Source organism: Ochrobactrum sp. PL_is501, from assembly GCF_055816895.1.
The window spans coordinates 13590-36873 of record NZ_JBVPGR010000028.1 but is presented as its reverse complement, the minus strand read 5'-3'; the positions used below and the strand labels follow the sequence as shown (position 1 = coordinate 36873).

The 23284-nt window shown below is 56.2% G+C and carries 18 protein-coding genes, 1 tRNA gene and 1 pseudogene; 5 read left to right on the top strand and 15 right to left on the bottom strand.

What is annotated here, in order from left to right; genetic code table 11:
* Nucleotides 1-4: 4 nt before the first annotated feature.
* Complete coding sequence (gene sugE, locus AC0TOF_RS03650) at nucleotides 5-322, bottom strand: quaternary ammonium compound efflux SMR transporter SugE (RefSeq protein WP_122003441.1); 318 nt, start codon at nucleotides 320-322, stop codon at nucleotides 5-7.
* A gap of 135 nt (nucleotides 323-457) precedes the next feature.
* Complete coding sequence (locus AC0TOF_RS03645; protein ID WP_473767262.1) at nucleotides 458-637, bottom strand: hypothetical protein; 180 nt, start codon at nucleotides 635-637, stop codon at nucleotides 458-460.
* Nucleotides 638-844: 207 nt separating this feature from the next.
* Between AC0TOF_RS03645 and AC0TOF_RS03640 the strand changes: the two genes are divergently transcribed.
* Nucleotides 845-1840, top strand: coding sequence for an MBL fold metallo-hydrolase (locus AC0TOF_RS03640; RefSeq protein WP_473767261.1), 996 nt, complete (start codon nucleotides 845-847; stop codon nucleotides 1838-1840).
* A gap of 14 nt (nucleotides 1841-1854) precedes the next feature.
* Here the strand turns inward: AC0TOF_RS03640 and AC0TOF_RS03635 are convergent, their stop codons facing one another.
* The 4 genes from AC0TOF_RS03635 to AC0TOF_RS03620 all read right to left on the bottom strand — a co-directional run bounded on the left by AC0TOF_RS03635 (nucleotide 1855) and on the right by AC0TOF_RS03620 (nucleotide 10111).
* The gene (locus AC0TOF_RS03635; RefSeq protein ID WP_473767260.1) at nucleotides 1855-2583 is read right to left on the bottom strand and encodes an SDR family oxidoreductase; all 729 of its coding nucleotides are present in this window, start codon (nucleotides 2581-2583) and stop codon (nucleotides 1855-1857) included.
* 106 nt (nucleotides 2584-2689) lie between these two features.
* Nucleotides 2690-5143, bottom strand: a complete 2454-nt coding sequence (locus AC0TOF_RS03630) for a putative bifunctional diguanylate cyclase/phosphodiesterase (RefSeq protein ID WP_473767259.1) — start codon at nucleotides 5141-5143, stop codon at nucleotides 2690-2692.
* A gap of 232 nt (nucleotides 5144-5375) precedes the next feature.
* The gene (locus tag AC0TOF_RS03625; protein WP_473767258.1) at nucleotides 5376-9197 is read right to left on the bottom strand and encodes an autotransporter outer membrane beta-barrel domain-containing protein; all 3822 of its coding nucleotides are present in this window, start codon (nucleotides 9195-9197) and stop codon (nucleotides 5376-5378) included.
* 837 nt (nucleotides 9198-10034) lie between these two features.
* Nucleotides 10035-10111, bottom strand: a tRNA-Pro gene (locus AC0TOF_RS03620).
* A gap of 222 nt (nucleotides 10112-10333) precedes the next feature.
* Here AC0TOF_RS03620 and AC0TOF_RS03615 point away from each other — a divergent pair.
* A complete protein-coding gene (locus tag AC0TOF_RS03615; RefSeq protein WP_473767257.1) occupies nucleotides 10334-10846 on the top strand; it encodes a hypothetical protein in 513 nt (170 codons plus the stop codon).
* Nucleotides 10847-10855: 9 nt separating this feature from the next.
* On the opposite strand, the gene AC0TOF_RS03610 is transcribed toward AC0TOF_RS03615, so the two are convergent.
* The 5 genes from AC0TOF_RS03610 to AC0TOF_RS03590 form a co-directional block, all read right to left on the bottom strand.
* A complete protein-coding gene (locus AC0TOF_RS03610; RefSeq protein WP_122003435.1) occupies nucleotides 10856-11176 on the bottom strand; it encodes a YnfA family protein in 321 nt (106 codons plus the stop codon).
* Nucleotides 11139-12461: an O-antigen ligase family protein gene (locus AC0TOF_RS03605; RefSeq protein WP_473767256.1), complete on the bottom strand. Its 1323-nt coding sequence runs from the start codon at nucleotides 12459-12461 to the stop codon at nucleotides 11139-11141. Before AC0TOF_RS03605 ends, AC0TOF_RS03610 begins: the two co-directional genes overlap by 38 nt.
* Nucleotides 12458-13996 carry an undecaprenyl-phosphate glucose phosphotransferase gene (locus tag AC0TOF_RS03600; protein WP_473767255.1) on the bottom strand — a complete coding sequence of 513 codons (1539 nt, stop codon included), beginning with the start codon at nucleotides 13994-13996 and terminating at the stop codon, nucleotides 12458-12460. The genes AC0TOF_RS03605 and AC0TOF_RS03600 overlap by 4 nt, the downstream gene beginning before the upstream one ends.
* A 366-nt stretch (nucleotides 13997-14362) precedes the next feature.
* Nucleotides 14363-15526, bottom strand: a complete 1164-nt coding sequence (locus AC0TOF_RS03595) for a glycosyltransferase family 4 protein (protein ID WP_473767254.1) — start codon at nucleotides 15524-15526, stop codon at nucleotides 14363-14365.
* Between the two features lie 9 nt (nucleotides 15527-15535).
* The gene (locus tag AC0TOF_RS03590) at nucleotides 15536-16126 is read right to left on the bottom strand and encodes a polysaccharide biosynthesis/export family protein (protein ID WP_473767253.1); all 591 of its coding nucleotides are present in this window, start codon (nucleotides 16124-16126) and stop codon (nucleotides 15536-15538) included.
* Nucleotides 16127-16427: 301 nt separating this feature from the next.
* Here AC0TOF_RS03590 and AC0TOF_RS03585 point away from each other — a divergent pair, with 301 nt between their 5' ends.
* The gene (locus tag AC0TOF_RS03585) at nucleotides 16428-18635 is read left to right on the top strand and encodes a Wzz/FepE/Etk N-terminal domain-containing protein (RefSeq protein ID WP_473767252.1); all 2208 of its coding nucleotides are present in this window, start codon (nucleotides 16428-16430) and stop codon (nucleotides 18633-18635) included.
* Between the two features lie 135 nt (nucleotides 18636-18770).
* Here the strand turns inward: AC0TOF_RS03585 and AC0TOF_RS03580 are convergent, their stop codons facing one another.
* Together AC0TOF_RS03580 and AC0TOF_RS03575 are read right to left on the bottom strand one after the other, a co-directional pair.
* Entirely contained in the window at nucleotides 18771-19895 is a 1125-nt protein-coding gene (locus AC0TOF_RS03580; RefSeq protein WP_473767251.1) for a GNAT family N-acetyltransferase, read from the bottom strand.
* Between the two features lie 24 nt (nucleotides 19896-19919).
* Nucleotides 19920-20138: a DUF2842 domain-containing protein gene (locus tag AC0TOF_RS03575; RefSeq protein WP_122003485.1), complete on the bottom strand. Its 219-nt coding sequence runs from the start codon at nucleotides 20136-20138 to the stop codon at nucleotides 19920-19922.
* A gap of 159 nt (nucleotides 20139-20297) precedes the next feature.
* Between AC0TOF_RS03575 and AC0TOF_RS03570 the strand changes: the two are divergent.
* Both AC0TOF_RS03570 and AC0TOF_RS03565 read left to right on the top strand, forming a co-directional pair.
* Nucleotides 20298-20407: pseudogene (locus tag AC0TOF_RS03570) on the top strand (flagellar basal body P-ring protein FlgI); the annotation flags it as partial.
* A 26-nt stretch (nucleotides 20408-20433) separates the two neighbouring features.
* Nucleotides 20434-21507, top strand: a complete 1074-nt coding sequence (locus tag AC0TOF_RS03565) for a COX15/CtaA family protein (protein WP_473767250.1) — start codon at nucleotides 20434-20436, stop codon at nucleotides 21505-21507.
* Here AC0TOF_RS03565 and AC0TOF_RS03560 read toward each other — a convergent pair.
* Together AC0TOF_RS03560 and argC are read right to left on the bottom strand one after the other, a co-directional pair.
* Complete coding sequence (locus AC0TOF_RS03560) at nucleotides 21495-22328, bottom strand: aminoglycoside phosphotransferase family protein (RefSeq protein ID WP_473767293.1); 834 nt, start codon at nucleotides 22326-22328, stop codon at nucleotides 21495-21497. The two genes, AC0TOF_RS03565 and AC0TOF_RS03560, sit on opposite strands and share 13 nt — an antisense overlap.
* Nucleotides 22328-23263 carry an N-acetyl-gamma-glutamyl-phosphate reductase gene (gene argC, locus AC0TOF_RS03555; protein ID WP_122003428.1) on the bottom strand — a complete coding sequence of 312 codons (936 nt, stop codon included), beginning with the start codon at nucleotides 23261-23263 and terminating at the stop codon, nucleotides 22328-22330. The genes AC0TOF_RS03560 and argC overlap by 1 nt, the downstream gene beginning before the upstream one ends.
* Between the last annotated feature and the right edge of the window lie 21 nt (nucleotides 23264-23284).

Sequence of the window (23284 nt, the reverse complement as noted above, 5' to 3'; positions counted from 1 at the left end):
GGGATCAGCTGGATGAGAGTTTCAATCCGATGATGCCGGCGAGGATCAGTGTCACACTCGCGACCCGGAAGAAGGTCGCAGCCTCGCCAAGAATGAAGATGCCCACCACAAACGCGCCCACTGCACCGATGCCTGTCCAGATCGCATAGGCGGTTCCAAGCGGCAGGCTGCGCATGGCGATCGACAGCAGAATAAAGCTGCCGATCATCGTTACAATGGTGATCGCGCTTGGCGTTAAAAGAGAAAAGCCTTCCGACTTTTTCATGAAATAAGCCCAGACGACTTCCAGAATCCCGGCCAGTACCAGAAAAATCCATGCCATTTTAATGTTCCATCTTGAGGGTTCTGACGGGGCGTCCCGCCGTTGTTTGAAGAAGCGGGAAGGCCGTCCGTCCCGCAGAGACATGATGCACGCAACGGAAGCAGTGCACCCGTGATGCGTGCGGATTGGGCGAAGCTAGAGCGGTTCCTGTTTTAACGGAATTGCCGGAACTTCTCTAACTATTGGTTTTGTCGAATTTTTCCGGCGCAAAACCGTTTCACGCTTTTGCTCGAAACGCTCTAACCGGCTGCTTGCCGATTGCATCTGTTCAACGAAAAGCTGGATTGCGTATTGTTCGATCATCAGCCCTGCCATAGGACACACTCCTATGGGGCCGTCCCCGATGCGAACACAGGCGCGGGTCGTCCCACGCAGCCACGTAGATAATGATTCTCGGGCGGTGAGGCAAGACCGTCGTCAATTTGGCCGCCAACAGAAACTTGATCACGTATCCCATGTATCAGGGAGCTTTTTCGCGTATTCTGACGTTCTTAACCACAGATTATGCCGGGAGATCGATCGATGACCATCTCAAGACGTAATTTCATTGTTACAGCATCTGCTGTCGGGGCCGGACTGGCCTTGTCGCCGCTGGAGCTTGCCAGGGCAGCAGCCGAAACAGGCGGTTCCAAAGAGCAGAATCCTTCAATGGTAGAAAATCCGGGCTTTCATCGTTTCCAGTTCGGTGAATTCGAGATCACCACGCTTTCCGATGGGCGCAGGGCGGGCGAAGCACCCGAAAAGACATATGCAATCGATCAGGACCCGAAAGCAGTCGCGGCGCTGCTGGAGGAAAATCTTCTGCCAGCCGACCGTTTCGTCAACAGTTTCACGCCGGTGCTTATCAACACGGGCAAGGAACTAGTTCTGTTCGACACCGGCATGGGAGCGGGTGCTCGTGAGGCGGGATTGGGCAGGCTCATCATTGCGCTTGAAGCATCGGGCTACAAGGCTGATGATGTGTCTCTGGTGGTGCTGAGCCATTTCCACCCTGACCATATCGGCGGATTGATGGAAGACGGCAAGCCAGCCTTCGCCAATGCGCGCTACGCCGCCGGACAGAAGGAATTCGATTTCTGGACTGATCCCGCGCGGCTCGACAGCCCGGCAAAAACCGTTGCCGAAATGGTGGCCAGGAACGTCAAGCCACTGGCCGGGAAGATGACGTTCCTGGGCGATGACAGCGAGGTCGTATCGGGCATTAATTCCGTGGCGGCCTATGGCCACACGCCGGGTCATCTGGCGTTCCGCGTCGAAACGGGTGGCAAGTCGCTCATGCTTATATCCGACACGGCAAACCATTTCGTCATCACATTGCAGCGGCCCGAATGGCACGTTTCCTTCGACATTGACAAGGAAGCCGCCGTCCAGACCCGCAAGCGCATGTTCGACATGATCGCAACCGACCGGTTGCCGTTCATCGGCTATCATATGCCGTTTCCGGCGCTGGCCTATCTCAAGCGGGAAGGCGAGGGCTATCGCTATATTGCGGAAACCTATCAGCTACGCGAGAAATAGAAGCGGAGGGCGACTTACCGCCCACCGGCAACATCAATGAAGGTGCCGGTTGCATAGGCGGGGGCGTCGTTGAGCAGCCAGAAAATGGCTTCCGCGACTTCCTCTGCCTTTCCGGCCCGCCCTACCGGCGTGGCGGCGCCCAGTCGCGCCGCGCGATCCGGATTGCCGCCACTGGCATGAATGTCAGTATCGATCAGGCCGGGGCGGACTGCATTGACGCGAATGCCCTTCGCCGCCAGTTCCTTCGACAGGCCGATGGTCAGCGTATCGAGCGCACCTTTCGCTCCGGCATAATCCACATACTCAAAGGGTGAACCAAGGCGTGACGCCATGGAGGAAACGATGACGATGGCGCTGTCCGGCTGCAAGCGTCGCGCCGCTTCGCGGGCACATAGATAGGTACCGTAAACATTCACGTCGAACATGGTTTTCAGGCGCTCGGCGCTCATGTCTGCGAGAGGCATGGTTTGCGCCACGATACCGGCGTTCAGGACCACGCCTTTCAACGGGCCAAGTTCAGCTTCTGCCCTGTCGAACATGGCAATTACGTCCTGCTCGACGGATATGTCGCCCTGAATAGCCAGCGCTTTCGCCCCGAGCTTCGCTGCTTCAGCCACTGTTTGCTGCGCAGCCTGTTCGTTCCCGGAATAATTCAGAGCCACAGACCAACCTTGTGCGGCGCTGCGCAAAGCGGTCGCCCGGCCTATGCCGCGACTTCCGCCAGTAACAAGGACGTTCCTCATGCTCTCCTCCACGCAGTTCATGGCGGAGCTAATCCGATTTGTATATTCCATGCAAAGGAAAATCATATGCAGTCATCAGACCGTGGCGCTCAGTTCCGTTGCGAAACTACTCCTGTGGAACTTCTACGGACGAATTCCAATGTTGCGCGAGCAACTTTTCAATCTCCAATCGCGATACAGGCGGTGAGAGTAAGCATCCCTGAATAAGATCGCAGTTCATTGTGGTGAGGCATTCGAGCTGTTCGTTTTTTTCAACGCCCTCGACGATAATTTTGTAGGACATTGCTTTCGCCAGCTGAACGATGCCTTCAAACAATTTGCGCTGCCTGTCGTCATCTACGATATTACAGACAAAGCTTCGGTCGATTTTAACGCAATCGCAGGGTATGTTCTTTAAATAAGATAACGCTGAGTAACCAGTGCCGAAGTCGTCGATGGCGATCCTGATTCCATCCTCGCGGATTTCAGAGAGACGACGAATATTTTCATTGTCCTGATCGATCAGAATGGACTCGGTCAACTCCAGTTCGAGAAACTGAGCGGGGAATTTTGTGGTCTCCAGGGTGGAGCGCAAAAAGGACGTAAAGCGGTCCGACACGAGTTGTTTAGCAGACAGATTTACCGAGAGTGTTATGGGCTTGAATCCCTTGTCCAGCCACTCTCGTCCATCTGCGCATGTTTTCTGAAGCACATAATCGCCGAGACTGACAATTAATCCGGTTGATTCCGCAATCGGAATAAACTCACCGGGTGATATGGGGCCCAACTCGATATCGGTCCAGCGCGCCAACGCCTCCGCCCCTTTTAGCTCAAGCGTTCGAGCATCGAACTGTGGCTGATAATAGACTTCAATGGCCCCGTTTTCGATGGCGTTCCTTAATTTGATGCTGAGCGCGGCCTTGCGCTGGCTTCGGATGGTGAGTTGTTCCGAGTAGATGCAAAAGCTGCCTTGGCGTGTATTCTTTGCGTCGTGCAGGGCAGCATCAGCTTCCTCGATGGACGCGGATTTTTGCGAGCCAAACTTAAAACTCACGCCCGCCGTGCATGACATATGCAGGTTCAGGGTACTGGTTACCGGTATGGTTTGGCGAACTATCGCCTGAATAGCCTCTATCGTATTCGTTGCTGAAGTCGCGTCGTTGCAGAGATGCAGAATAGCGAATTTGTCGCCACCTATTCGACAGACCAGATCGTAAGGGCCGATGGTTTTATTGCGCTCGCCGTCAAGCCTGCTCCCGATTGTACGAAGAACATGGTCGCCAGTTTCGTATCCGTAGGAGTGATTAATGTCCTTGAACGCATCAAGATCAATTATGACCAATGCATAGTGTTCTTGTTCGATGTCACGGAGGGATTCTGCCAAGAAGCGACGATTGGGGAGGCCCGTCAGTCGATCATACAGCGCGAGATGGCGAAGTTGTTCGCGCGTTTCTTTCTGCTCCGTTATATCGGTCAGTGAATATACATATGCGCCAATGTCTTCGCCTTTCTCCCGGATTGGCGTGATGGAGAGGATACCTGTTCGCTCTGCGGCTTTGCCAAAAGACACTTCGTTGCGCCATTGGGTTTCCTGCAGGGTAGGAATTTCCAGCGGAGCGCCGTTATTTCGGAATGCTGTCCGTACATTCCAAAAATTGTTTCTGCCCGCTTCCACCATTTTGTGGAAGGCAGCGTTGGCTTGATGAATGACGCCCCTCGCGTCGACGATCGCGAGGCCTTCGGATGCATTTCTGAAGATTGTGTCTCCACGTTGTATATCCCGATCTTTCTCTTTCATCTCCAGCAAAAGGTCGGTGCTGCTGATCGTTAGAAGGCGCCATTGCAGCGTGTCGGCTCGTAGATAATTTCTGAATGCCGTGCGTTGCCATGCCATGAATATGGCCAGCGATATGCTGAATGCAGCAGCGACGATTATCTTCCCGGCAAGCCCTCCAAAAGTAAGCGAAATGATGCCCTTACTGGAACCGCTTGCAATGATTTCAAATATCACCCCATCCAGTACAAGCACGGCAACAAAAGCGAATATATAAATAAACCCGTTAACGAGCCCATCGACAATGTGTTTTTTGGAGAGCTCGAAGATCAAGAATAGAATAAGAAGCTCAATTAAAATCATGAATCCACCAATGATGATAAGATGGGTGGAAACTTCAAATAAATGAAAAGAAACGTGGTGCGGGTTTATAATCCCGATCGTTTGCAGGATTGAACTTGTGAGGAAAGAAAATACAACGTTGAATAAGTTTACGAGGATAACCAAGCGCGCCAGATGCTTTAGAATAAAGGCATCATTTTCTATCCAGACGAACATTACGGCAGTAGCCATAAATGCTCCATAGCAGAGGTTGCCTCCGGAAATGATTATTCCGTCAGCAATCTTCATTGTATAAATATTTCCCATGAAACCTCCGATGAGGAGGAGGAGCGACAGGAAAACATAAAAGTGAACTTGTCTTACGGGAGAAATCAGCCGGGTGAAGTAGAGTGGAAACGCTGTTAACGCTGTGATCTGCGCCAGTAATAGAAAATACAATGAGAGAGATTGCGGCCAGCTTGCCATGATTATACGCCAAAGCACCCAGAATGCTCTGCCAGTTGTTTTACCTGGAAAGAAATAGCTCCGGTCAGAGGGTGCGTAAGCTGACGGAGGAAGAGGCTCGACGGCCAAGGCAGCCCCCTCCCGCGCTGAATGGAGAGCGAGGGAGGGGGAGACGTTTCAAGCGATTATGGCAGAGGCAACAGACTTGGCATCCCAGGGGGAAATTGCCGAGAGCCCGTCGTTTTGCTGCCCTTTACCACTTCACGCGGAACCCAACATTACCTTTCAGCGAATAGCTGTCGGCGAAGTTGTTAAGGCTGGTGTTGATCAGGCCTTCACCGTAAATGGAATACTTGTCGTCATTCCAGTTGTAAGATCCGCCCAGGCCGACACCGCCCCAGGCACGGTCATTGCGATTAGCAAAGCTTACGTCTGCGACCTCGACCTTCGTACCCTCAAGGAACTCGTAGTAGAGGTTGGCGATGCCATATACATGAGCCCGGTTCAGCATGCCGTTAGCATTCTGCCACGAGCTTTCATGATCGAGTGTGAGGCCAATTCGACCTTGCAGGCTGTCGCCCTTGCTGAGATGGATCGCAGTGCCGGTCATATCTTCACTGAAATCATCGAAATCGACGCTGGAATAGACCAGTTGCGCTTGCGGCGTGAGCGACCATGCCTGATCAAGCGCAAAGCGCTTGCCGCTTTCGATGGAAAGCGCGTAGCCAAAGCCGTCATTGCCGTCCACGAGGGACTGATTGCCTCCGGAAAAGCTCAGATCGCTGTTGTACCAGGTAGCTTGTGCCTGCGCATCGACGTAGAATCCGCTCTCGCCATACCAGGTAAGCGATCCGCCAAGGCCATATCCTTCTGTACTGATCCGGCCCCCGCCGACCGACGTGTCGTAAATGGATGCGGTTTTGGTAAGCCCGTGCGCATAGTGGACACTCACGCCGCCGATCAGCTTCCCGCTTTCATTCTCCATGAACATGCCGTCAACGCCGGCCTGCAATTTGAAGATATTCTGGTCATAATCGACATCCGTTGTTGAGCGGCCGGTCTCAATGTGATTGTGCGCCCCTTCCACGCGTCCCCACACCCCGTTCCCTTCGATATGCACGCCGGCTTCTTCGGGAGCGGCATAAGGGGTTTCGATCGCATCGGCCCCTTGGGCAATCACCTTGTTTCCATTGCCGGCCCAAACGCGGTTTCCGACGCGCTGCTGCAGCGTGGAAACACCGTTCAGGGCGAGGAGAGACTGCGGATAGGCCTCGTAGACGGGGACGCCGGCCTGATAGCGGGGAGCGTCGGGTTCTTGCGGCACTCCCGGAGTTTCTGGGTTTGGGATCTGGAGCGGAGGGATGAAACGTGAACGCAGGTACCAATCGCCATCAGTAGGTGTACTAATGCCATTCTTTTCCAGCGTATATGCGTAAGCCCCGCCTCTCACAGCCTGCTTGCCGTCGATCGTCTGGTATTCGCCGAGCAGGGTAAATGTCGCGCCCGAAGCTCCCTGGATATCGATGACTTTGATACCTTCGACAGTCTGCGCGCCGGTACCATTGGTGTTCTTAACGGCCACAATCCCGGTGCCGCTCGTGTTGCCATTTACGAGGAGACTGTCCGTAGCCGAACTGTCACCACCCAGAGCAGTCCACAGAGCAAGTGTGCCGCCGTTGCCAACATAGTCTTCGGTAACGGTGAGTCTGGTTCCAGCCTGGGGGCCGAAATCAACTATGCCTGCATTGCTGAGCGAAGAAATCGACTGGCTGAAGTCGTTAAGGGCAAGTTTCGCTCCCGCCGCCACTTCAAAATCGGAAGCTCCGCTGAGATAGTTTTCTCCCCCTGCAGCGAGAATTCCTTCATTGACCGTTGTTGCGCCTGAATAGTTGCTCTGAGCGTTGATATTCAGGGTGCCAAGCCCAGTCTTTGTCAGGCTGCCCGCGCCAGTGATCGTGGACGCATAATTGAGCTCTGTTCCTGCGAGGGTTTCAAATGTGCCGCCCAGACCTTGTAATTCCGTCGCTCGATCTATCGTGAAGCTCGCCGTGGTGCGCAACGTGCCGTCATCAAGCGTCACGCCGCCGCCTGCTGCGCCAAGGTTGGAATTGTTAGAAACCTGCACGATACCGCCTTGGATAGCGGTGCCACCCGTATAGGTGTTCGCGCCATTCAAGACGAGAGTGCCCAAATCGCTTTTTACAAGTTGCGTGTTGCCCGTCAGGGCCGAATTGATCGTCGCAGTGAACGCCGCGCCCGCCTCCGTGCCATCCCCAACGCGAATAGTTGAAGTTGGTGAACCTACGAGACTGATGGCGTCTCCTTCAACAACATAACCATCGCTGGCGAATTGCATGCCGGAAGCCGTTACCGCGCCCAGACTGTCATCGACAGTTACTGTACCAGCTGTCGCCATGAAAATCGCGATAGCACCGTCCTGATACGGGGCGTTGATCACGCCTGTCTGTTCTGCCCAGTTGGTGTTGAGGCCACCTGACGCCGAGCTTTGCCAGATGCCTGTGCCACCATTGACCTGCCCGTTAAATTGCGGTCCGACGTCCCAGAAATTGAGCGTGAGACCGCTCGTGTTGACAAGGTTGACCTGTTTGTCGACCGACGTCTGGACGTAGTAGTTGCTCGCGGGAATAGTGCCAATGTCAAGGATGTTGTTTGTCAGCGCGCCGTCATAGCTTATAACCCGGTAAACGCCTGTATCGAATGAGCCTCCCGGTGTTGTGACGACGTTGATCGTGCCGTCGAGCACCAGATCACCCTTGACAATCGTATGATCGTTCAGGGCTCCGCCGACGGTATTTGCTTTACCAAAGCTGTATTGCAGCGACGATCCACCGCTAAGATTCAGATCGCCGTTGATAGTAAGAGTTCCAGGCGTGCTGCCGGCAGGGCCGGGAGACAGCTGGCCATTATCCTGTATCGCGACATCACCGCCAATAATGCCGGTCCCGCCCAAGGTCGCCCCGGCCTGAACCGTTGTCGTGCCCGTCGCCGCAGTCTGGTCGCCCATAACGTAGAGCGTACCCGCTGATACCGTCGTCGCTCCGGTGTAATTGTTATTGCCGCGGAGAGTTAGCGTTCCGGAACCAGTTTTGGTCAGACCGCCTACACCGCCCATGACCGCTTGCGTGCCAACATCGAATGACTGAGTGTCAATGGTTCCACCTTGCGATTGAAACAGGATGGTTCCCGGAACAAACCCCGAGAAAAGTGAGGGTTGACTATTTGCCAGCTGAAAAATGCCGCCATCGAACGAAAGGCTCCCGCCGTTGACGCGCTGGATCTGGAGCGCGGTCAATACACCCGAACTGTTTAGCTGCACATCTCCACGCGAACCGGATTGGTACCCAAGATACAGCTGAGATGTAATCATATGGCCTTGATCACTTATCGTGATTACGCCATTGCCGCGTTCTCCCACATGGGGCCCGGTGCTTGCGTTCCAGGTACTGCCAGCGCCAGAGATTGTTACTGTGCCTGTAACGCCAGAGCCCAGTCCTATATAAGTTTGACCGTTTGTGGTTAGCCTTCCGCCACCTGTTGCTGTGACAGAACTTGGCCCATCTTCCCCGACGTAAAGATAAGTTGTAGTCAAAGCGGACCCGGCACCGTCAATTGTGATATTCCCGCTCGTTGGAACCGGCACGTGTCCCAATTCTATTGAATTGGCTACAACATTACCGCCATTCGTGATGCGCAGAGTGCCTGTCGCCTTGTAGCCGATGTAAAGATAACCCGCAGTAAAACGCGAGCCGACACCGTCGACGGTCATCAAGCCGTCGCCGCCAAAATATCCTATGACGGCGTTGTATCCTGGTGTGATGGCAACAGTTCCGCCATTTGCTATCGCAAGCGTGCCTGCTGTCCCGTTGCCGACATACAATGAATTAGGAACCGTCCAGGTCGGCGAAGGATTGGGTGTCAATGTAGGGCTGACGGTTCCGGTGACGGTAACCGATTGTGCGTTTACGCCGGTTGCTGTCGCGATAGCTATTGCAAGAGCCGAAACGGTAACTTGCAGGGAGGAAACAGTCGCCTTTTTCGCGGTATGCATTCTCATTTATTCTATTCCCCATAAGAGAAAAGCTTGTATATTCACAATACATCAAGCGCTTTTCGGACTGCATAATTCTAAGAAAGCAAAAATTACTTGCGCATCAAATGAATAATACAATTCTTATAAGGATGTGATTACGTATTATTTGGTTTAATGTGTTTGTTTTCTTTCTTTTGCTACTATTCCGGTAGTGATTGCGACCGAGATAAAGTTTGTGGAAAGAACAGAGCTCAAGCTAGTTACGAAATAATCCTCACAGGAAAAATTCTGATGAGGATTGCATTTGATTTTGTTAAGTTATTGTTATTGTTGTATTTTGTGCGAATCGCTTCAGCGTCTGTTTCCTTTCACTGTATATACTACATTAGTATTTGCTGAAATAAAGAGGTTTCGTTGTTTGGCGGGGGCAGGTGCATCTCTGAATGCTCCAGCCACCCTGATATCGTGATCGACTTGGGGTTGAGTTTCAGCCGCCATTATACTGGCGGGCGCCCTTCTTCATTGATTTGAATCAATGAACCGAATTAATTCCATCTGGCGCACCGGGGCCTGACGACAATAGGCGTGTGAGGCTGTTCCAAATTTGGATATGAGGCTGCAACAACGACAAGTATTCAGTTAACGGAGGGGGCCCCATGAACCCGAGTCTGTTTGAAATGCTGTCTCGCAGGATACTGGTGCAAAATCCCGCTGCTGGTATTTCCCATTCGCCGGTCATGTCGGTGAATAAAATCAGATGACCGGCACTACAGTCAGGATTGCCAGAACACTCCAGGCAATGCGCCGGTTATTTTCAAAAATATCCAGCAATCAAAGATGGTAGCTAAGTCTTTGATTTAATGGTCGGAGCGGCGGGATTCGAACCCACGACCCCTTGACCCCCAGTCAAGTGCGCTACCGGGCTGCGCTACGCTCCGAGCCGGGGAAAGCCGTAGAATATAACGACTTGGCACGCAAGGGCTAATTTCCGGAAACTGACAAATTGCACACCGGCGTTAATTCGCCTGCTGAGCGCCGAACAGGTCCTCAACCTGGCGTGGTTCCATTGTGACGGAATTATGAATAAATTGTGACAATCTGTCACCTTCGATGATATGTCTGTCTTTCCTAATAAATTGGGAAAGGAGAGTCGCCGAGGGATGAGAATCAGTCACCTTTTCAGCACAATGGATTTCTGGCGGGCACATCTGGCCGTTAACCGTGAACCGGTTTGGGAGAACATATTGCCGTTGTTCTTTTACCATCGGGACGGCGTGCTTGCGATCCAGCGGCTGGCGCGTGAATGGACGCGGCTTTATGGGCTTCGGCAGGTCGACGTGTTTCGCGGGAATATCGTCCGCGAGAAATGGTCTAACCGCCGCATAGGTCAGGTTCTCGATCATATGCAGAAAACCAGCGATGCCCGCTCTGCCGGAATACGTGTGCGAACGCAGGAAATGCCCCGTTATGTGGAAGGAAGCCTCGTTGTGGTCCGCACGCAGGAGAGGGACATTCTGATCGACGGGCGGCGTCGCGCGAATTTCTGGTGCAACATGCCGGGCGAATATGATGTCTGGGTTATCGAAGTGGAACCGCGTCCGTCGTGGCTTCTTGAGCTGTTGGGTGCGAATTCCAACGCCCTCGATAAAGAGCGGGGCAGACTTCGCGGCTGAACATCGCGTTCAGGATCGTGGTGCAAAAAGGATGATGCATGTACCGGCAAATGCTGTGCATGCGCCAACCACATCCCAGCGATCGGGGCGGGCGCCCTCGGCAAACCAGATCCACAGAATCGACGCGATGATATAGATGCCGCCATAGGCGGCGTAAGCGCGGCCCGCAACATTGCTTTCAATCAGGGTCAGAAGATAGGCGAACAAGGCAAGGCACGCCATGCCGGGCACCAGCCACAACGCTGACTTGCCGAGCTTCAGCCATGCCCAGAATGCGAAGCATCCGGCGATTTCAAACAGGGCCGCTGCGGCATATATCGCGAATTGCAAGGTTCTGCTCTCCTGACTGATCCTTGAGCTTGAGCGAAAGCTGATACTTGTATTCCAGCCCCGCACAACCCCAGATGATCCCGAAAAGCAGGTAAAAGTGACGCCAGTGATCGGTGTCGATGACATTCCCGATCAGGACGTGACCGAGATAGGTTGCGTAGGCGACCAGAAGAAACGGCTGCCACGGGCGGTTGCGGAACAGAAGCTTGAAGCCGATCCCGAGGGTCAGGAATGTCAGCGTCAGAAAGGCGATGAAGCCGGTCCAGCCATAATCGAGCACGGCCTTGAGCCAGATATTGTGCGTGTCTTCCCCGAACATGGGGCCGAATTCCAGCGGGCCTATGCCGAGCGGGTGTTGCGTTGCGAGGATCATTCCGAGCCAATGCCGGGCGAAACGCCCAAGCCGCGCGCTGTCATAGCTTTGTTCAAGCCGGGCGCGCTCACGGAAGAATTCGCCCACACCGGGAATTTGCAGCATGATCAGGATCGCGAGGATGATCGCAACAAGGGCAAGCAGGCCGATCGCGATCAGGCGAAGCCGAAAGCGGTTGCTGTTGCTTTGCAGAAAAAGCACGCCGAACAGCAGGGCGAAGGAGAGGGGAACCATCGCCCAAGCGGCGCGCGAGAAGGACACCAGAACGCCGAGCGTGAGCAGGCAGCAGAAAGGCAGATAGACGACAACATCGCGGAAACCTCCGCGCATGATGCGGTAGAGTGTCCAGGTCAGCGGCAATATCAGGAATGGCCCATAGACATTTGAGTCCTGAAATGCGCCCCGCGCGCGGCCATAGCGGGTGAATATCTCGGCACCGGGAAACAGGCCGAGATAACCGGCGATACCCAGGAGCGACGACAGCACGCCGACGAGAAGATAGGCGTTGAAGATCGTCTTGAGACGCCTGTAATCCGCCTCAATGATGGCTGCGAAAAAGACCGATGTGAAAGCCAGAAACAGCGAAACGGCAATATAGAGCGGGGCCTTCTTCACATCGGCCATCTGCATGACGGAGATTATGCCGCCGAAATTGAACACGGCAAAAAGCGCCAGCAGCACCAGGCTGGTGCGGGTCAGCCGCAAGCCGAACAGCAGCGCCAGCGCGATCAGGCCGACCATGTAGAGTTCATAAGGCGCAGGCTCGCTCATCACGAAGCCCAGCAGAAAAACGCCGAGACCGATTGCCGTATTGGCAATGAGGCGGTTGAGTGCACGTTTGCGCGCTACATCTGCCCGCAGCCCCATGGCTGGGGGCAGATTGCCGTCAAAGCTGTGCGCCACGCTGGTCAATAGGCGTTTTCCGTATTGAGAAGCCGTATGGGTGTGAGGAACAGGATTTTGAGATCAAGCCAGAGCGACCAGTTTTCGATGTAATAAAGATCGAATTCGGTGCGCATACGGATCTTGTTTTCATTGTCGATTTCGCCGCGCCAGCCATTGATCTGCGCCCAGCCGGTGACACCCGGTTTCACGCGATGGCGCGCGAAATAACCGTCGACAACCTCGTTATAAAGCACATTGTGCGAATGGGCTGCGACCGCATGCGGGCGCGGGCCGACCAGTGACAGCGAGCCTGCCAGAACATTGAAGAACTGCGGCAGCTCGTCGAGGGAAGCCTTGCGAATGAAGCGCCCGACACGCGTGACGCGAGGGTCGTTTTTGGTAACGGCCTGCTTCGCAGAAGGGTCACACATCTCGGTATACATCGACCGGAACTTCCAGACGTTGATGATTTCATTATTGAAGCCATGCCGCTTCTGCTTGAAGATCACGGGGCCCTTGCTGTCCAGCTTGATGGCAATCGCCGTGCCGATCATGATAGGCGACAGCAGGGCGATGCCCAAAATGCTGAACACCACGTCGAAGACGCGTTTGGCGACAGAATCCCAATCGTTGATGGGCCTGTCGAAAATATCCAGCATTGGCACCGCGCCCACATAGGAATAGGCGCGCGGGCGGAAGCGCAGGTGATTGTTGAGCGCCGAAAGACGAATATCGACCGGGAGGACCCACAGCTTTTTCAGCAGAGCCAGCACGCGGGCTTCGGCGCTGATGGGCAGGGACACGATCAGCATGTCGATATGAGCGATGCGGGCGAACTCGATCAACTCATTGATATTGCCAAGCTTCGGGTATCCCGCAACGATGGGGGGCGAGCGCTTGTCGTCGCGGTCGTCAAAGATGCCGCAAATACGAATATCGTTGTCGGGCTGCTGTTCCAGCGAGCGGATGAGCGCTTCGGCATTCGGACCGCCGCCCACGATGACGGCGCGGCGTTCCATCGTGCCGTTGCGCGCCCAGCGCTTGATTTTCCAGGCGATGAAGAGCCGCGAGAGCAAAAGCAGTACGCAGGCGCCCAGTGCCCAGTACAGGAACCAGCCGCGTGAGAAATCGGAGGAGGACTTCATCAGAAAACCGGCGATAGCCAGCGTTCCGAGCACGGCAGCCCAACTGATGAAAAGTCGCCGCAGATAGCGAGCGGGACTGCGCAACACATTGATCTGATAGCCGTCGTTGATTTCCATCAACAGGACAAAAAGCGCGCCGCCGGCAATGACGACGAGCGGGTAATAGAAGATGAGTTGCGTTTCAATGCCGACATAAAGCAGAAAGCTCGCAATACCCGCGAGGACAATCAGTCCGAACTCCGCAATGCGCATGACGCCGCTCAGCATCAGCGGTGAGAACGTGTCGCGCTGGTATTGCTCGGCCATCTGGCGCGCAAGGGGACTGAGCTCCACCGGGCCTTGCGGCTTGGCCGCCTGCACATCGCTGGCTTCTATGGCTTCGCGGCCAAAAGGAGAGCGCGCATCACTATTTCGCACAACATTGCCCCTGATCGTAAAATGACGGCGTAACAATTAGACCGAGAGTCCTAAGCAGAATATAAACGTCGCATGACGAGCTTTTGACCTAGGTAAACACTCAATTAAATACATGGCTGAAGGCTGTTGCCATTAGCGATGACTAATATAATATGGTTTCTGTCCATACTGCTGCAGCACTGTTGGCGAAGGCCGATAGCATATCTTTATTACACCCGTCCCGGTTGCCGCAAGCCAGGAAAACACGAGCTTTGCCTTTGCTTGATAACAATAGGTTATAGAAAAAGTCCCGAGCGACGGTATCCCCAGACCCTGTTCCAAAAGTCGCCATTTGCAGACCGGCCTGCCGCTTTTTGATTCAGGCTCTCAGTCTGCCGGTGCTGCCCGGTCAGGATGGGCTTCAAAATAGATCGTTTCGATCGAATGTGCCATGGATTGCAGGTTGAAACGCTCGCGCATCCGTGGCGCATCGGGCATCGTGGCGCGAAACGCGGTGAGGTCATCGGCGGCAACCAGCATCTTGTCCGAAAGCGCTTCGTCATCCGGCTCCACCAGCGCGGAAGAGCGGGGGCCGAATATTTCGGGAATCCCCCCGACATTGCTGGCGATGACTGGCTTTCCGGCGGCAAGCGCCTCCAGCACGATATAGGGAAATGCTTCGGCGCGCGATGGAACCACCATTATCCGCCCCATGGCGAAAGCTTCCCGCGCTGCCGTTCCCGGCAGAAAGCGGATTTGCGCGGACATTCCAAGCTCGTCGGCCAGGGCTATAAAATCCGGCTTTTCTGGGCCGTCTCCCACCATGGTCGCGGTAAAGGCGCGCTGGTTCTGGTCGCGCAGGCGCGCAAGGGCGCGGATCAGCAAGTCCGGCCCCTTCAGGTCGCGCATCGTGCCGACGAAAAGAAAATCGCTGCCATCAGGCGCGTCGGCGACAGGGATGAACTCGTCTTCGGACAAGCCATTGTAAACGACGGCATGGAGGCCATAGGGCCGCCCTACCTTTTCTTCATAAATGCGCTTTTCGAAGTTGGAAACGAACAACACCGCGTCGGCCATGGGAGCCAGCATCCTTTCGACCAGAAAGACAGCGCCGCCACGGCGTGTCTTCCGGTCGAAATGCAGGCTGCCGCCATGCGGTGAATAGATACGGGCTACGCGAGACCTAAAAACCCGTAAGACTGAGCCGAACAATCGCGCATAGACGCCACCTTTGGCGCCATGTCCGTGCAATATGTCCGGCCGCAATTTCTTGATGATGCGATATGCTTTGTACGCTGCCGCTGCGTCGCCCAGTCCGACGTGGCGCTGCATGGCAATGCGATGAAGGCCGAGCGCGAGCTTTGGCCGCAATTCTTCCAGAAGCGCGTCTTCCCGAGGCCCGCCAGTCGTCGCATCACAGACAATGCCGACCGCGTGGCCTGCGTCCGCCTGCATGCCCACGAGATCGCGAACATGGCGGAACAGCCCGCCGGTCGGCTCACGGAAGCAGTGGACGATGCGTAGTGGGGAGACGTGGGTGTCATCAGCCATCAATCGCCATCAGAACAGACGTTCGCGCACATAGATCGTGTCGCCCGGCAGGATCGGATCGGAAATCAGCACACGGCCGGTCAGAACCTTGCCGTTGAACTGGCGCGTGATATCGACATTCTCCTGAGTGGCGCGCGGGCTGAAACCGCCAGCAGCGGCGATTGCCTTCTGCGCGGTCATGCCCGGAACGTAGGAATATTGGCCGGCGGCACCCACTTCACCCATCACGAAGATCGGGCGATAGCGGTCGATTTCCGCGCTCACATCGGGGTCGCGCAGATAGCCGCCACGCAGTTTCGATGCGATGATGCCTTCAAGCTGCTTGGATGTCTTGCCGCGCGCCGGAATGCTGCCGACGAGCGGGAAGGCGATGTAGCCAGCCTGATCGACGCTATAGGTGTTGGTGAGGCTTGGCTGCTCGAAAACCGTGATGCGCACGCGATCGCCAGCGTCCAGCATATAGGGCTGGTTCAGCGCCTCGTGGAAAGCGGGTGGGGCAGGCCGATAGCTGGAGCAGGCGGAAAGCGTCATGGCGGCAAGGCCCAGCGCCACCAGCAGAGTATGGCCTTTGCGCTTGTTCTGAATTGTCTTCGCCGTCATCTTCCGCCTCGGTTCTTCCGAAAAGCAATAGTCTTAACGCTCGCAATCGGCGCGCTACGCAGCGCGCGATTACGAATATCGGTTGCAAGCGTTATCGATTGATTAGGGTTAATGGCTGGTAAAGAAGACAGGGTTCGGCGGAAAAACTTTGCATCTCGCCAGAGTTGGGAGCTTATCTGGTTTAACCCTCTGGTTACCTTGTTCCTTTACTGTTCCGGCTGGAAAACGGGGGGCATTCCCCCACGCGGGCGAGAGCGATCATGCGCACAGGCGCATTCGCAAAGCCCATGGAGAATGGGGAATGGCAGAAGTCGATCCGTTATCAAGGGACGCAGATATCGATATCGGCGCGCTGTTTGCCAGCCTGCGCCGTCACTGGCTGTTCATTGTCGTCGGCGCGCTTCTCATGGCGGCGTTCGCATGGGCCATCTGCCTTCTTCTGACGCCGGATTATCGCGCGGAAGCCCGCATTATCATTGAGGCCCGCGAGTCCATCTATACGCGTCCCAACGGGGAGGCCGGAACCGAGCGGCCCCTGTTCGACGCTGAAGGCGTGAAGAGCCAGGTTGAAGTATTTTCCTCCGGCGATCTTCTGCGGAAGGTTTCCGAAGAACTCAAGCTCACCAGCAACGAAGCCTTCACGACGACGGACGTGAAGCCGTGGACCCGCGTTCTCATCATGCTCGGCATGCGGACTGATCCCGCGCAACTGACCCCGGAAGAGCGCGTCTTGCAGAAGCTGCGCAAGAATATGCAGGTTTTTGCCGTTACCGCCTCGCGGGTCATCGTTGTGCAATATAATTCGGCGAATCCCGAGACAGCCAAAAACGTCGCCAATGCGCTCGCCAGCCAGTACATCCTGTTTCAACGGGCCGCAAAGCTGGAATCGAACGACGATGCCACTGGCTGGCTGGCCCCTGAAATCGACGACCTGCGCAACCGTGTCCGCGATGCGGAAAGGAAGGTCGCGGATTATCGTGCTTCGCGGGGGCTTTTGACCGGGCAGAGCAACAGCACGATTGCGACGCAGCAGCTTTCGGAAGTTTCCACCGAACTCACGCGGGTCCGCACCAGCCGCGCTTCGGCGGAAGCAAAGGCCCAAAGCATTCGCAAGGCGCTTTCCTCCGGCGCGCCCATCGACACGCTGCCGGATGTGCTTGCTTCCGGCATGATGCAGCGCCTTGCCGAAAGGCGCGTCCAGCTCAATGCCCAGATCGCCGATCTTTCAACGACGCTTCTGGACGGCCATCCGCGCATCAAGGCGTTGCGATCGCAGCTTGCCGATCTCGATCAGCAGATCAGAAACGAAGGCCGCAAGCTTGTCGCCAGCCTCGATAACGAAGTTTCCGCGGCAAAGCTGCGCGAGGACGAACTCAATAGTGAACTCAATCGCGTGAAGGCGCAAGCCGCGCAGGCAGGCGATCAGGAAGTCGAATTGCGCGCATTGGAGCGCGAGGCGGCGGCGCAGCGCCAGCTTCTGGAAACCTATCTCACGCGCTATCGGGAAGCCGCATCGCGCACCGACCGCAACTATGTGCCGGTCGATGCCCGAATCTTTTCTTCTGCCGAAACCCCGGCAGTGCCCTATTATCCGATGATATTGCCGATTGTCGGTGCAGCCTTTGCGGCTGGCCTGCTTTTGCTGTCGATCTTTGTTCTGCTGCGTGAATTGTTCAGCGGGCGTGCTTTCGTGACGGCAGATGGCCAAAGGGTTGCCGCCGTCGAGGAAATCGAGATGCCGGTAATTGCCGCTGCCGCCGAAGCCGCAGCGGTGCCGCCATCCAGGTCAGAACGTATGGATACTGTTTCCGAGGAAACAATTGTGGCGCCGCGCCGTTCATGGACCATGCCGTTTGCCGCAAAACCGCCGGTTTCCGAGACAAGGAAAGCCGAGGAGGAGTTTCCCATGATCAGGCAAAGCAAGACGAAGCCGCATAATCCCAATGGTGTGGAAGCCGTTGCCGATCTGCTCGCGGACGGACAGCATAAGCGCATCGTGATGGTGTCTCCCGAGGGCGATCAAGCATCGGCTGGAGCGGTGCGCCTGCTGCGCGAATTCGCCGACCGTGGCAAGCGGGCAGTCCTCGTGGACATGACCGCAAAGGGAACCCTTGGCATTGCCATGCTGGACGGTGCGCATCTGCCCGGTATTACCGAGCTTCTGTCCGGCGCGCGCCGCTTCAATGAAGTCATCCACAGCGACCGCTTTTCGCAGGCTCATGTCATTCCGCTTGGAGAGGCCGACCCGGAAATCGCCATGCGCTCCGCCGATCGCCTGCCGCTCATTCTGGATGCGCTGGAAACGGTCTATGATTTTGTTGTTGTAGAGTGCGGCCCGTCGTCTTCGGAACAGATCGCGCGCATTGCCGATGGACCTGCCTCCGTTGTGATGAGCATCGTCGATCCGGACGACAAGGGCGTGGCGCTGGCCGCTCTCGATCTGGATCAGGGCGGTTATGAGGACGTTGTCATTCTGATGGAAGAAACCGATTCAGAAACAGCTTATTAGAGCATTTCCAGCAAAAGTGTGGAGCGGTTTTGCGTTCGGAAATGCGGAAAAAACAAATAGATAGAGCGGTTCCAACGATTCCGTTAAAACAGGAACCGCTCTAGGCTGCGTTCCTGAAACAGCTATCCAACGGCTCTACCGCTGTGCAAGCCTGCTGCGCAATGTCTTGGCGAAGCCCCACAGGCGGGGATTGCGCTTGAGTCCCCCGGCAATTCCGTTGCGAACTGACTGAAGAGCGGTGAAAAACCTGCCCTTGGCGGAAAGCGGCACCAGCGTGTCATAGATCGTGCGCTCGATGTCGCACCATTCGCGCTTGTAGGGCTCGTCCCCGATGCCGAAACTGTAGACCGAGCGGCCTTCGTCACAACTGCGGCTGATATCCTCGAAGAAGAGAAACTCACCGGGACTTGCCGCCGTCAGCTCGTCCTCCGCGATTGCGCCGAATTCAACGGTCGGTCCCGTATCGCAGAACAGCTTGCCGATGATCGAGCGCACGGTCCCACCAACTTCGAGAAAGCGCAACTCGTTCATTCCCGGACCTTTCGCCAGCCCTTCTCCGAAGAGAGCCTTGAAGAAGTTGCGCACATTTTCATCGGCGAATGGATCACTGATCCCCATCTTCTGGAAGCGCTGTGCCTTCATCGCGAAATAGAGATCGAGAATCTTGTCTGATTCCGCCCGGCTTTGCGGCCCGGCAATTCTCCAGCCTCCGCTTTCTTCATAGCGGCGACCATGCTGCCGGTGTTTTTTGAGCTTCCGCTTGCGATTGGCGCGATCAAGCACGGCGTCGAAGCCGCCACCGAGCGACGCAGCGAGAACCGGATTTGGGTTGGGCGCTTTCCCAAGGGCAAGCAGCGGATTGGACGTGCCTTGCAGTTCTGAAAGCTGGCGTGTCAGCGAAAGCGCATCGATGTCGGGCCGCGCCCTGCGGATTGCATCAATCAGCTGCCGGAGCACCTCGCGTCCGAGGACCGGGCCATATTCCTGCCGCAGCCATGGGAAATTGCAATTGGCGTGGCTTCCGCCGGGATAACGCGCAATTTTCGCGCCGTTCTGGCGGACGACTTCCAACGGCACAGCCAAGATTGGACCATCGCCGTCAAAAAGCCCGACAACGAAACTGTCGGCATTGACGATTGCGCGCCAGTTATCGATCCAGGCGAATGATTGCGGCGCGCCGTGAATGGCGGCGGCGCCGTTCCAGAGCCGCCCGATCTCACCGAAATCCGTCAGAATGCGCGCCGCGACTTCTCCCGCCATCGTCTGCAGCATCCTCGATCAAGACTAATGTTGTTTATTGCGTGGGGGCTGCGCCATCCACCAGATGATGCCCATGGCAGGCAGTACCCAAAGAATGCCGGTCACGAAGAAATAAAGCAGATGCACCCAGGCGCTCGACTGGGCGAGATGCGCCACGGCGATGATGGTCGCAAACACCGCATAGATGATGACCAGTGAAACCAGCAAGAAAGTGCCGATCAGTTTCTTCAGCCGGACGGGCATGCGCATTCTCCTTTTCCCGGTACATCACTAACCGGTGAAGGGGGCCAGCGAAAGGGCAAAAACGCGGCGGCATGTCGCGTGACGCCAACTTGTAACTGCTCGGCCTATGCTGCATGTATCCATCGTGTCTGTTCCGAAAATCGCCATGCCGGTCTGCAAATGGCAATTTGTCTGCGTTCCGGTGCTCACGTACCTTTAAGTACGCTGCGCTCCTGTACTCGAAAATTACCATTTTCGCCGCGGCCTGCCGCTTTTTGATTCAGACACTTGAGCTCATTATCGAAGGGTGAACGGCATGACGACAGCAGCGGCGCAGCGTATGGGGCAGGGTTCGAGGTCATCCAAAGAGGACCACGACCGCCGCCTTGTGCGTTACTGGCTCTATGCGGTTTTCGTCGTGCTGATCGCTATCGTCATGGTCGGCGGAGCTACCCGCATGACCGGGTCTGGCCTGTCGATCACCGAATGGAAACCCATCCATGGGGTTATTCCGCCGCTCAACCACGCCGAATGGGTGGAAGAATTCGACAAATATCGCCAGATCCCGCAATACCAGCAGATCAACAAGGGCATGTCGCTGGAAGAGTTTCAGTACATCTTCTGGTGGGAATGGGCGCACCGCCTGCTTGCGCGTTTTGTCGGGTTTCTGGTTGCCGTTCCGCTGGCCTTCTTCTGGGTGACGGGGCGTCTCAAGGGCGGCTTGAAATATCGTATGCTGGGCCTGCTCGCGCTGGGTGGCTTGCAGGGCGCCATCGGCTGGTGGATGGTCGCATCCGGCCTCAGCGAGCTTACCAGCGTCAGCCAGTATCGTCTGGCAATTCACCTGACGACGGCGTGTATCATCATAACGGCGGTGTTTTACATCGCGCGCGGGCTTGTCACCTATAGCGAGCGACCGGCGGAGCGCTCCATCCAGCGCTTTGCCGGATGGATCGTGTTCGCGGTTCTGGTGCAGATTTATCTGGGTGGTCTGGTGGCGGGCCTGCATGCGGGATTGACCTACAATACCTGGCCGCTGATGGACGGTGCTGTCATTCCGTCCGATCTGTTCATCCAGTCGCCCTGGTGGCGCAACCTGTTCGAAAACCCGAAAACGGTGCAGTTCGTGCACCGCATGTTCGCCTATACGGTTCTGGTTCTGGCGGTCCTGCATGCCTTGCAGGTCTGGAAACAGGCTCCCGGCACCACCCATGCGCGCCGCACCATCGTTCTCCTCGGGCTCGTTCTCGTGCAGGCTGTCATCGGCATTGCCACGCTTTTGATGAGCGTTCCGCTGCATCTGGGCCTGACGCACCAGTTTGTTGCGCTGATCGTGCTGGCTTTCGCGGTGGCGCACTGGCGCGCGGCCAAGGGTGCTTACGAGGGATAAGCGCTGTGGCGCAATTGCCGGAGTGCGGAGGCGATTTTCAGTTCCCGCGCTTCATCCGCGTCATTGCCGTCTTCACGGTGCCATGCGGCTGACAGGCAGCCATAGGCGAAGGCATAATCCAGAATATAGGCCGGTTCGCGCCCGATGATCGGCGCGAAATGTTCGGCCATGTGCCGGGCGCGTTCAAGGTCGAGGCAAAGGTCGTCCCGATCAAGCGGATTATAGAAGATATTGGCCGCGTCGAAGGCGGCATCGCCGACCAGCCCGTGCGGATCGATGGCGAGCCAGCCGCGCGGTCCCTCGATGATATTCTCATGATGAATATCACCATGCAGCGGAATGGCCTTGTGCGGAGTGGCCAGCAGACGCTTGGCGACCGCCGTGCCATCTGCATAGATCGGGCTTTCATGCGCTACCGCAAAGAGGCCGGAAAAGTGCTTGTCCAGCGGCTGCAGGTCAGCCGGTATCGGGGCGGGAGAGGGCGTGTGCAGCGCTCTCAGCACCTCGCCGAAGATGTGCAGGCATTCGGCATCCTTGCCGCGCTTCAGATGCTCATCAAGGTGATAGTCGCCGGCATATTCGAGCAGCATCGATGTGCCCTTGAGGCCGTATAATCGTGCCGCACCATGGCCGTCCTGCCAGTCCAGATAATGCGCGCCGCGCAGCTCTTCCATCCCGGCTGGTTTCAACTGTTTGACGACAAAAACCTCGCCCGGATGATCGATGCGTTCGACCTTCCAGACGAGGCTTGAATGTGTATCAGCCAGAGGCTCATGGGAGCCGATATTCCATTCGACAGGAAACACCGGCTTCGTCGGCATCATGCCTTGCCAAGCATGAGATTCATGTTCTGGACGGCGGCGCCCGATGCGCCTTTGCCGAGATTATCGAGCAGCGCCACGAGATTGACCTCACCGTCGCCTTCAGTGCCGAAGACGAAAAGCTTCATGCCGTCCTTGCCTGCGAACTCTTCCGCATCGACGCGCGGCAGCTTCGCGCTTTCTTCAAGCGGCACGACCTCGACAATATCCTGACCGGCATAATGCTCCGTCAACGCGGCATGAACCGTGGCAAGCGACGGCGATCCTTCGAGTTCGCTCAGGAACAGCGGAACCTGCACGATCATGCCCTGCGGGAAGCGTCCCACGCTGGGCGAAAAGATCGGGCGGCGATCCAGGCGGCCATGCAATTGCAGTTCCGGCACGTGCTTGTGACGCAGCGGAAGGCCATAGAGGAAGTTGTTAGCGGCAAGATGCTCCGGATGGTTCTTGTCTTCCATCTGGGCGATGAGCTGCTTGCCGCCGCCAGTGTAGCCGGAAACAGCGTTGACGCTGACCGGATAATCGGCAGGCAGCAGGCCCGCATCGCGCAGCGGGCGCACAAGTGCAATCGCCCCGGTCGGGTAGCAGCCCGGATTGGCAACAAGGCGCGCCTCGGCAATGCGTTCGCGCTGGCCCTTGGCCAGTTCCGCAAAGCCATAGGCCCAGTCCGGGTGCACGCGATAGGCGGTCGAAGTATCGATGATACGGGTCGCGTTATGACCTTCGAGCAGGGAAACCGCTTCCTTGGAGGCATCGTCCGGCAGGCACAGGATCGCAATGTCGGCAGCGCGCAGATAGTCGGCGCGCAAATCCTTGTTGCGCCGCTCGGCTTCCGGGATGGAAATCACTTCGAGATCGTCGCGCTCGGCCAGACGGGTGCGGATCTGCAAGCCCGTGGTGCCGTGTTCGCCATCGATGAAGATTTTCGGTTTCATGCGTTTTGCCTTTGAATTCAG

Bases quoted from the DNA above. Each gene is read 5' to 3' on its own strand.
- sugE (WP_122003441.1), bottom strand. From the start codon at position 322: ATGGCATGGATTTTTCTGGTACTGGCCGGGATTCTGGAAGTCGTCTGG.
- AC0TOF_RS03645 (WP_473767262.1), bottom strand. From the start codon at position 637: ATGGCAGGGCTGATGATCGAACAATACGCAATCCAGCTTTTCGTTGAA.
- AC0TOF_RS03640 (WP_473767261.1), top strand. From the start codon at position 845: ATGACCATCTCAAGACGTAATTTCATTGTTACAGCATCTGCTGTCGGG.
- AC0TOF_RS03635 (WP_473767260.1), bottom strand. From the start codon at position 2,583: ATGAGGAACGTCCTTGTTACTGGCGGAAGTCGCGGCATAGGCCGGGCG.
- AC0TOF_RS03630 (WP_473767259.1), bottom strand. From the start codon at position 5,143: ATGGCAAGCTGGCCGCAATCTCTCTCATTGTATTTTCTATTACTGGCG.
- AC0TOF_RS03625 (WP_473767258.1), bottom strand. From the start codon at position 9,197: ATGAGAATGCATACCGCGAAAAAGGCGACTGTTTCCTCCCTGCAAGTT.
- AC0TOF_RS03615 (WP_473767257.1), top strand. From the start codon at position 10,334: ATGAGAATCAGTCACCTTTTCAGCACAATGGATTTCTGGCGGGCACAT.
- AC0TOF_RS03595 (WP_473767254.1), bottom strand. From the start codon at position 15,526: ATGGCTGATGACACCCACGTCTCCCCACTACGCATCGTCCACTGCTTC.
- AC0TOF_RS03590 (WP_473767253.1), bottom strand. From the start codon at position 16,126: ATGACGGCGAAGACAATTCAGAACAAGCGCAAAGGCCATACTCTGCTG.
- AC0TOF_RS03585 (WP_473767252.1), top strand. From the start codon at position 16,428: ATGGCAGAAGTCGATCCGTTATCAAGGGACGCAGATATCGATATCGGC.
- AC0TOF_RS03580 (WP_473767251.1), bottom strand. From the start codon at position 19,895: ATGGCGGGAGAAGTCGCGGCGCGCATTCTGACGGATTTCGGTGAGATC.
- AC0TOF_RS03575 (WP_122003485.1), bottom strand. From the start codon at position 20,138: ATGCCCGTCCGGCTGAAGAAACTGATCGGCACTTTCTTGCTGGTTTCA.
- AC0TOF_RS03565 (WP_473767250.1), top strand. From the start codon at position 20,434: ATGACGACAGCAGCGGCGCAGCGTATGGGGCAGGGTTCGAGGTCATCC.
- AC0TOF_RS03560 (WP_473767293.1), bottom strand. From the start codon at position 22,328: ATGCCGACGAAGCCGGTGTTTCCTGTCGAATGGAATATCGGCTCCCAT.
- argC (WP_122003428.1), bottom strand. From the start codon at position 23,263: ATGAAACCGAAAATCTTCATCGATGGCGAACACGGCACCACGGGCTTG.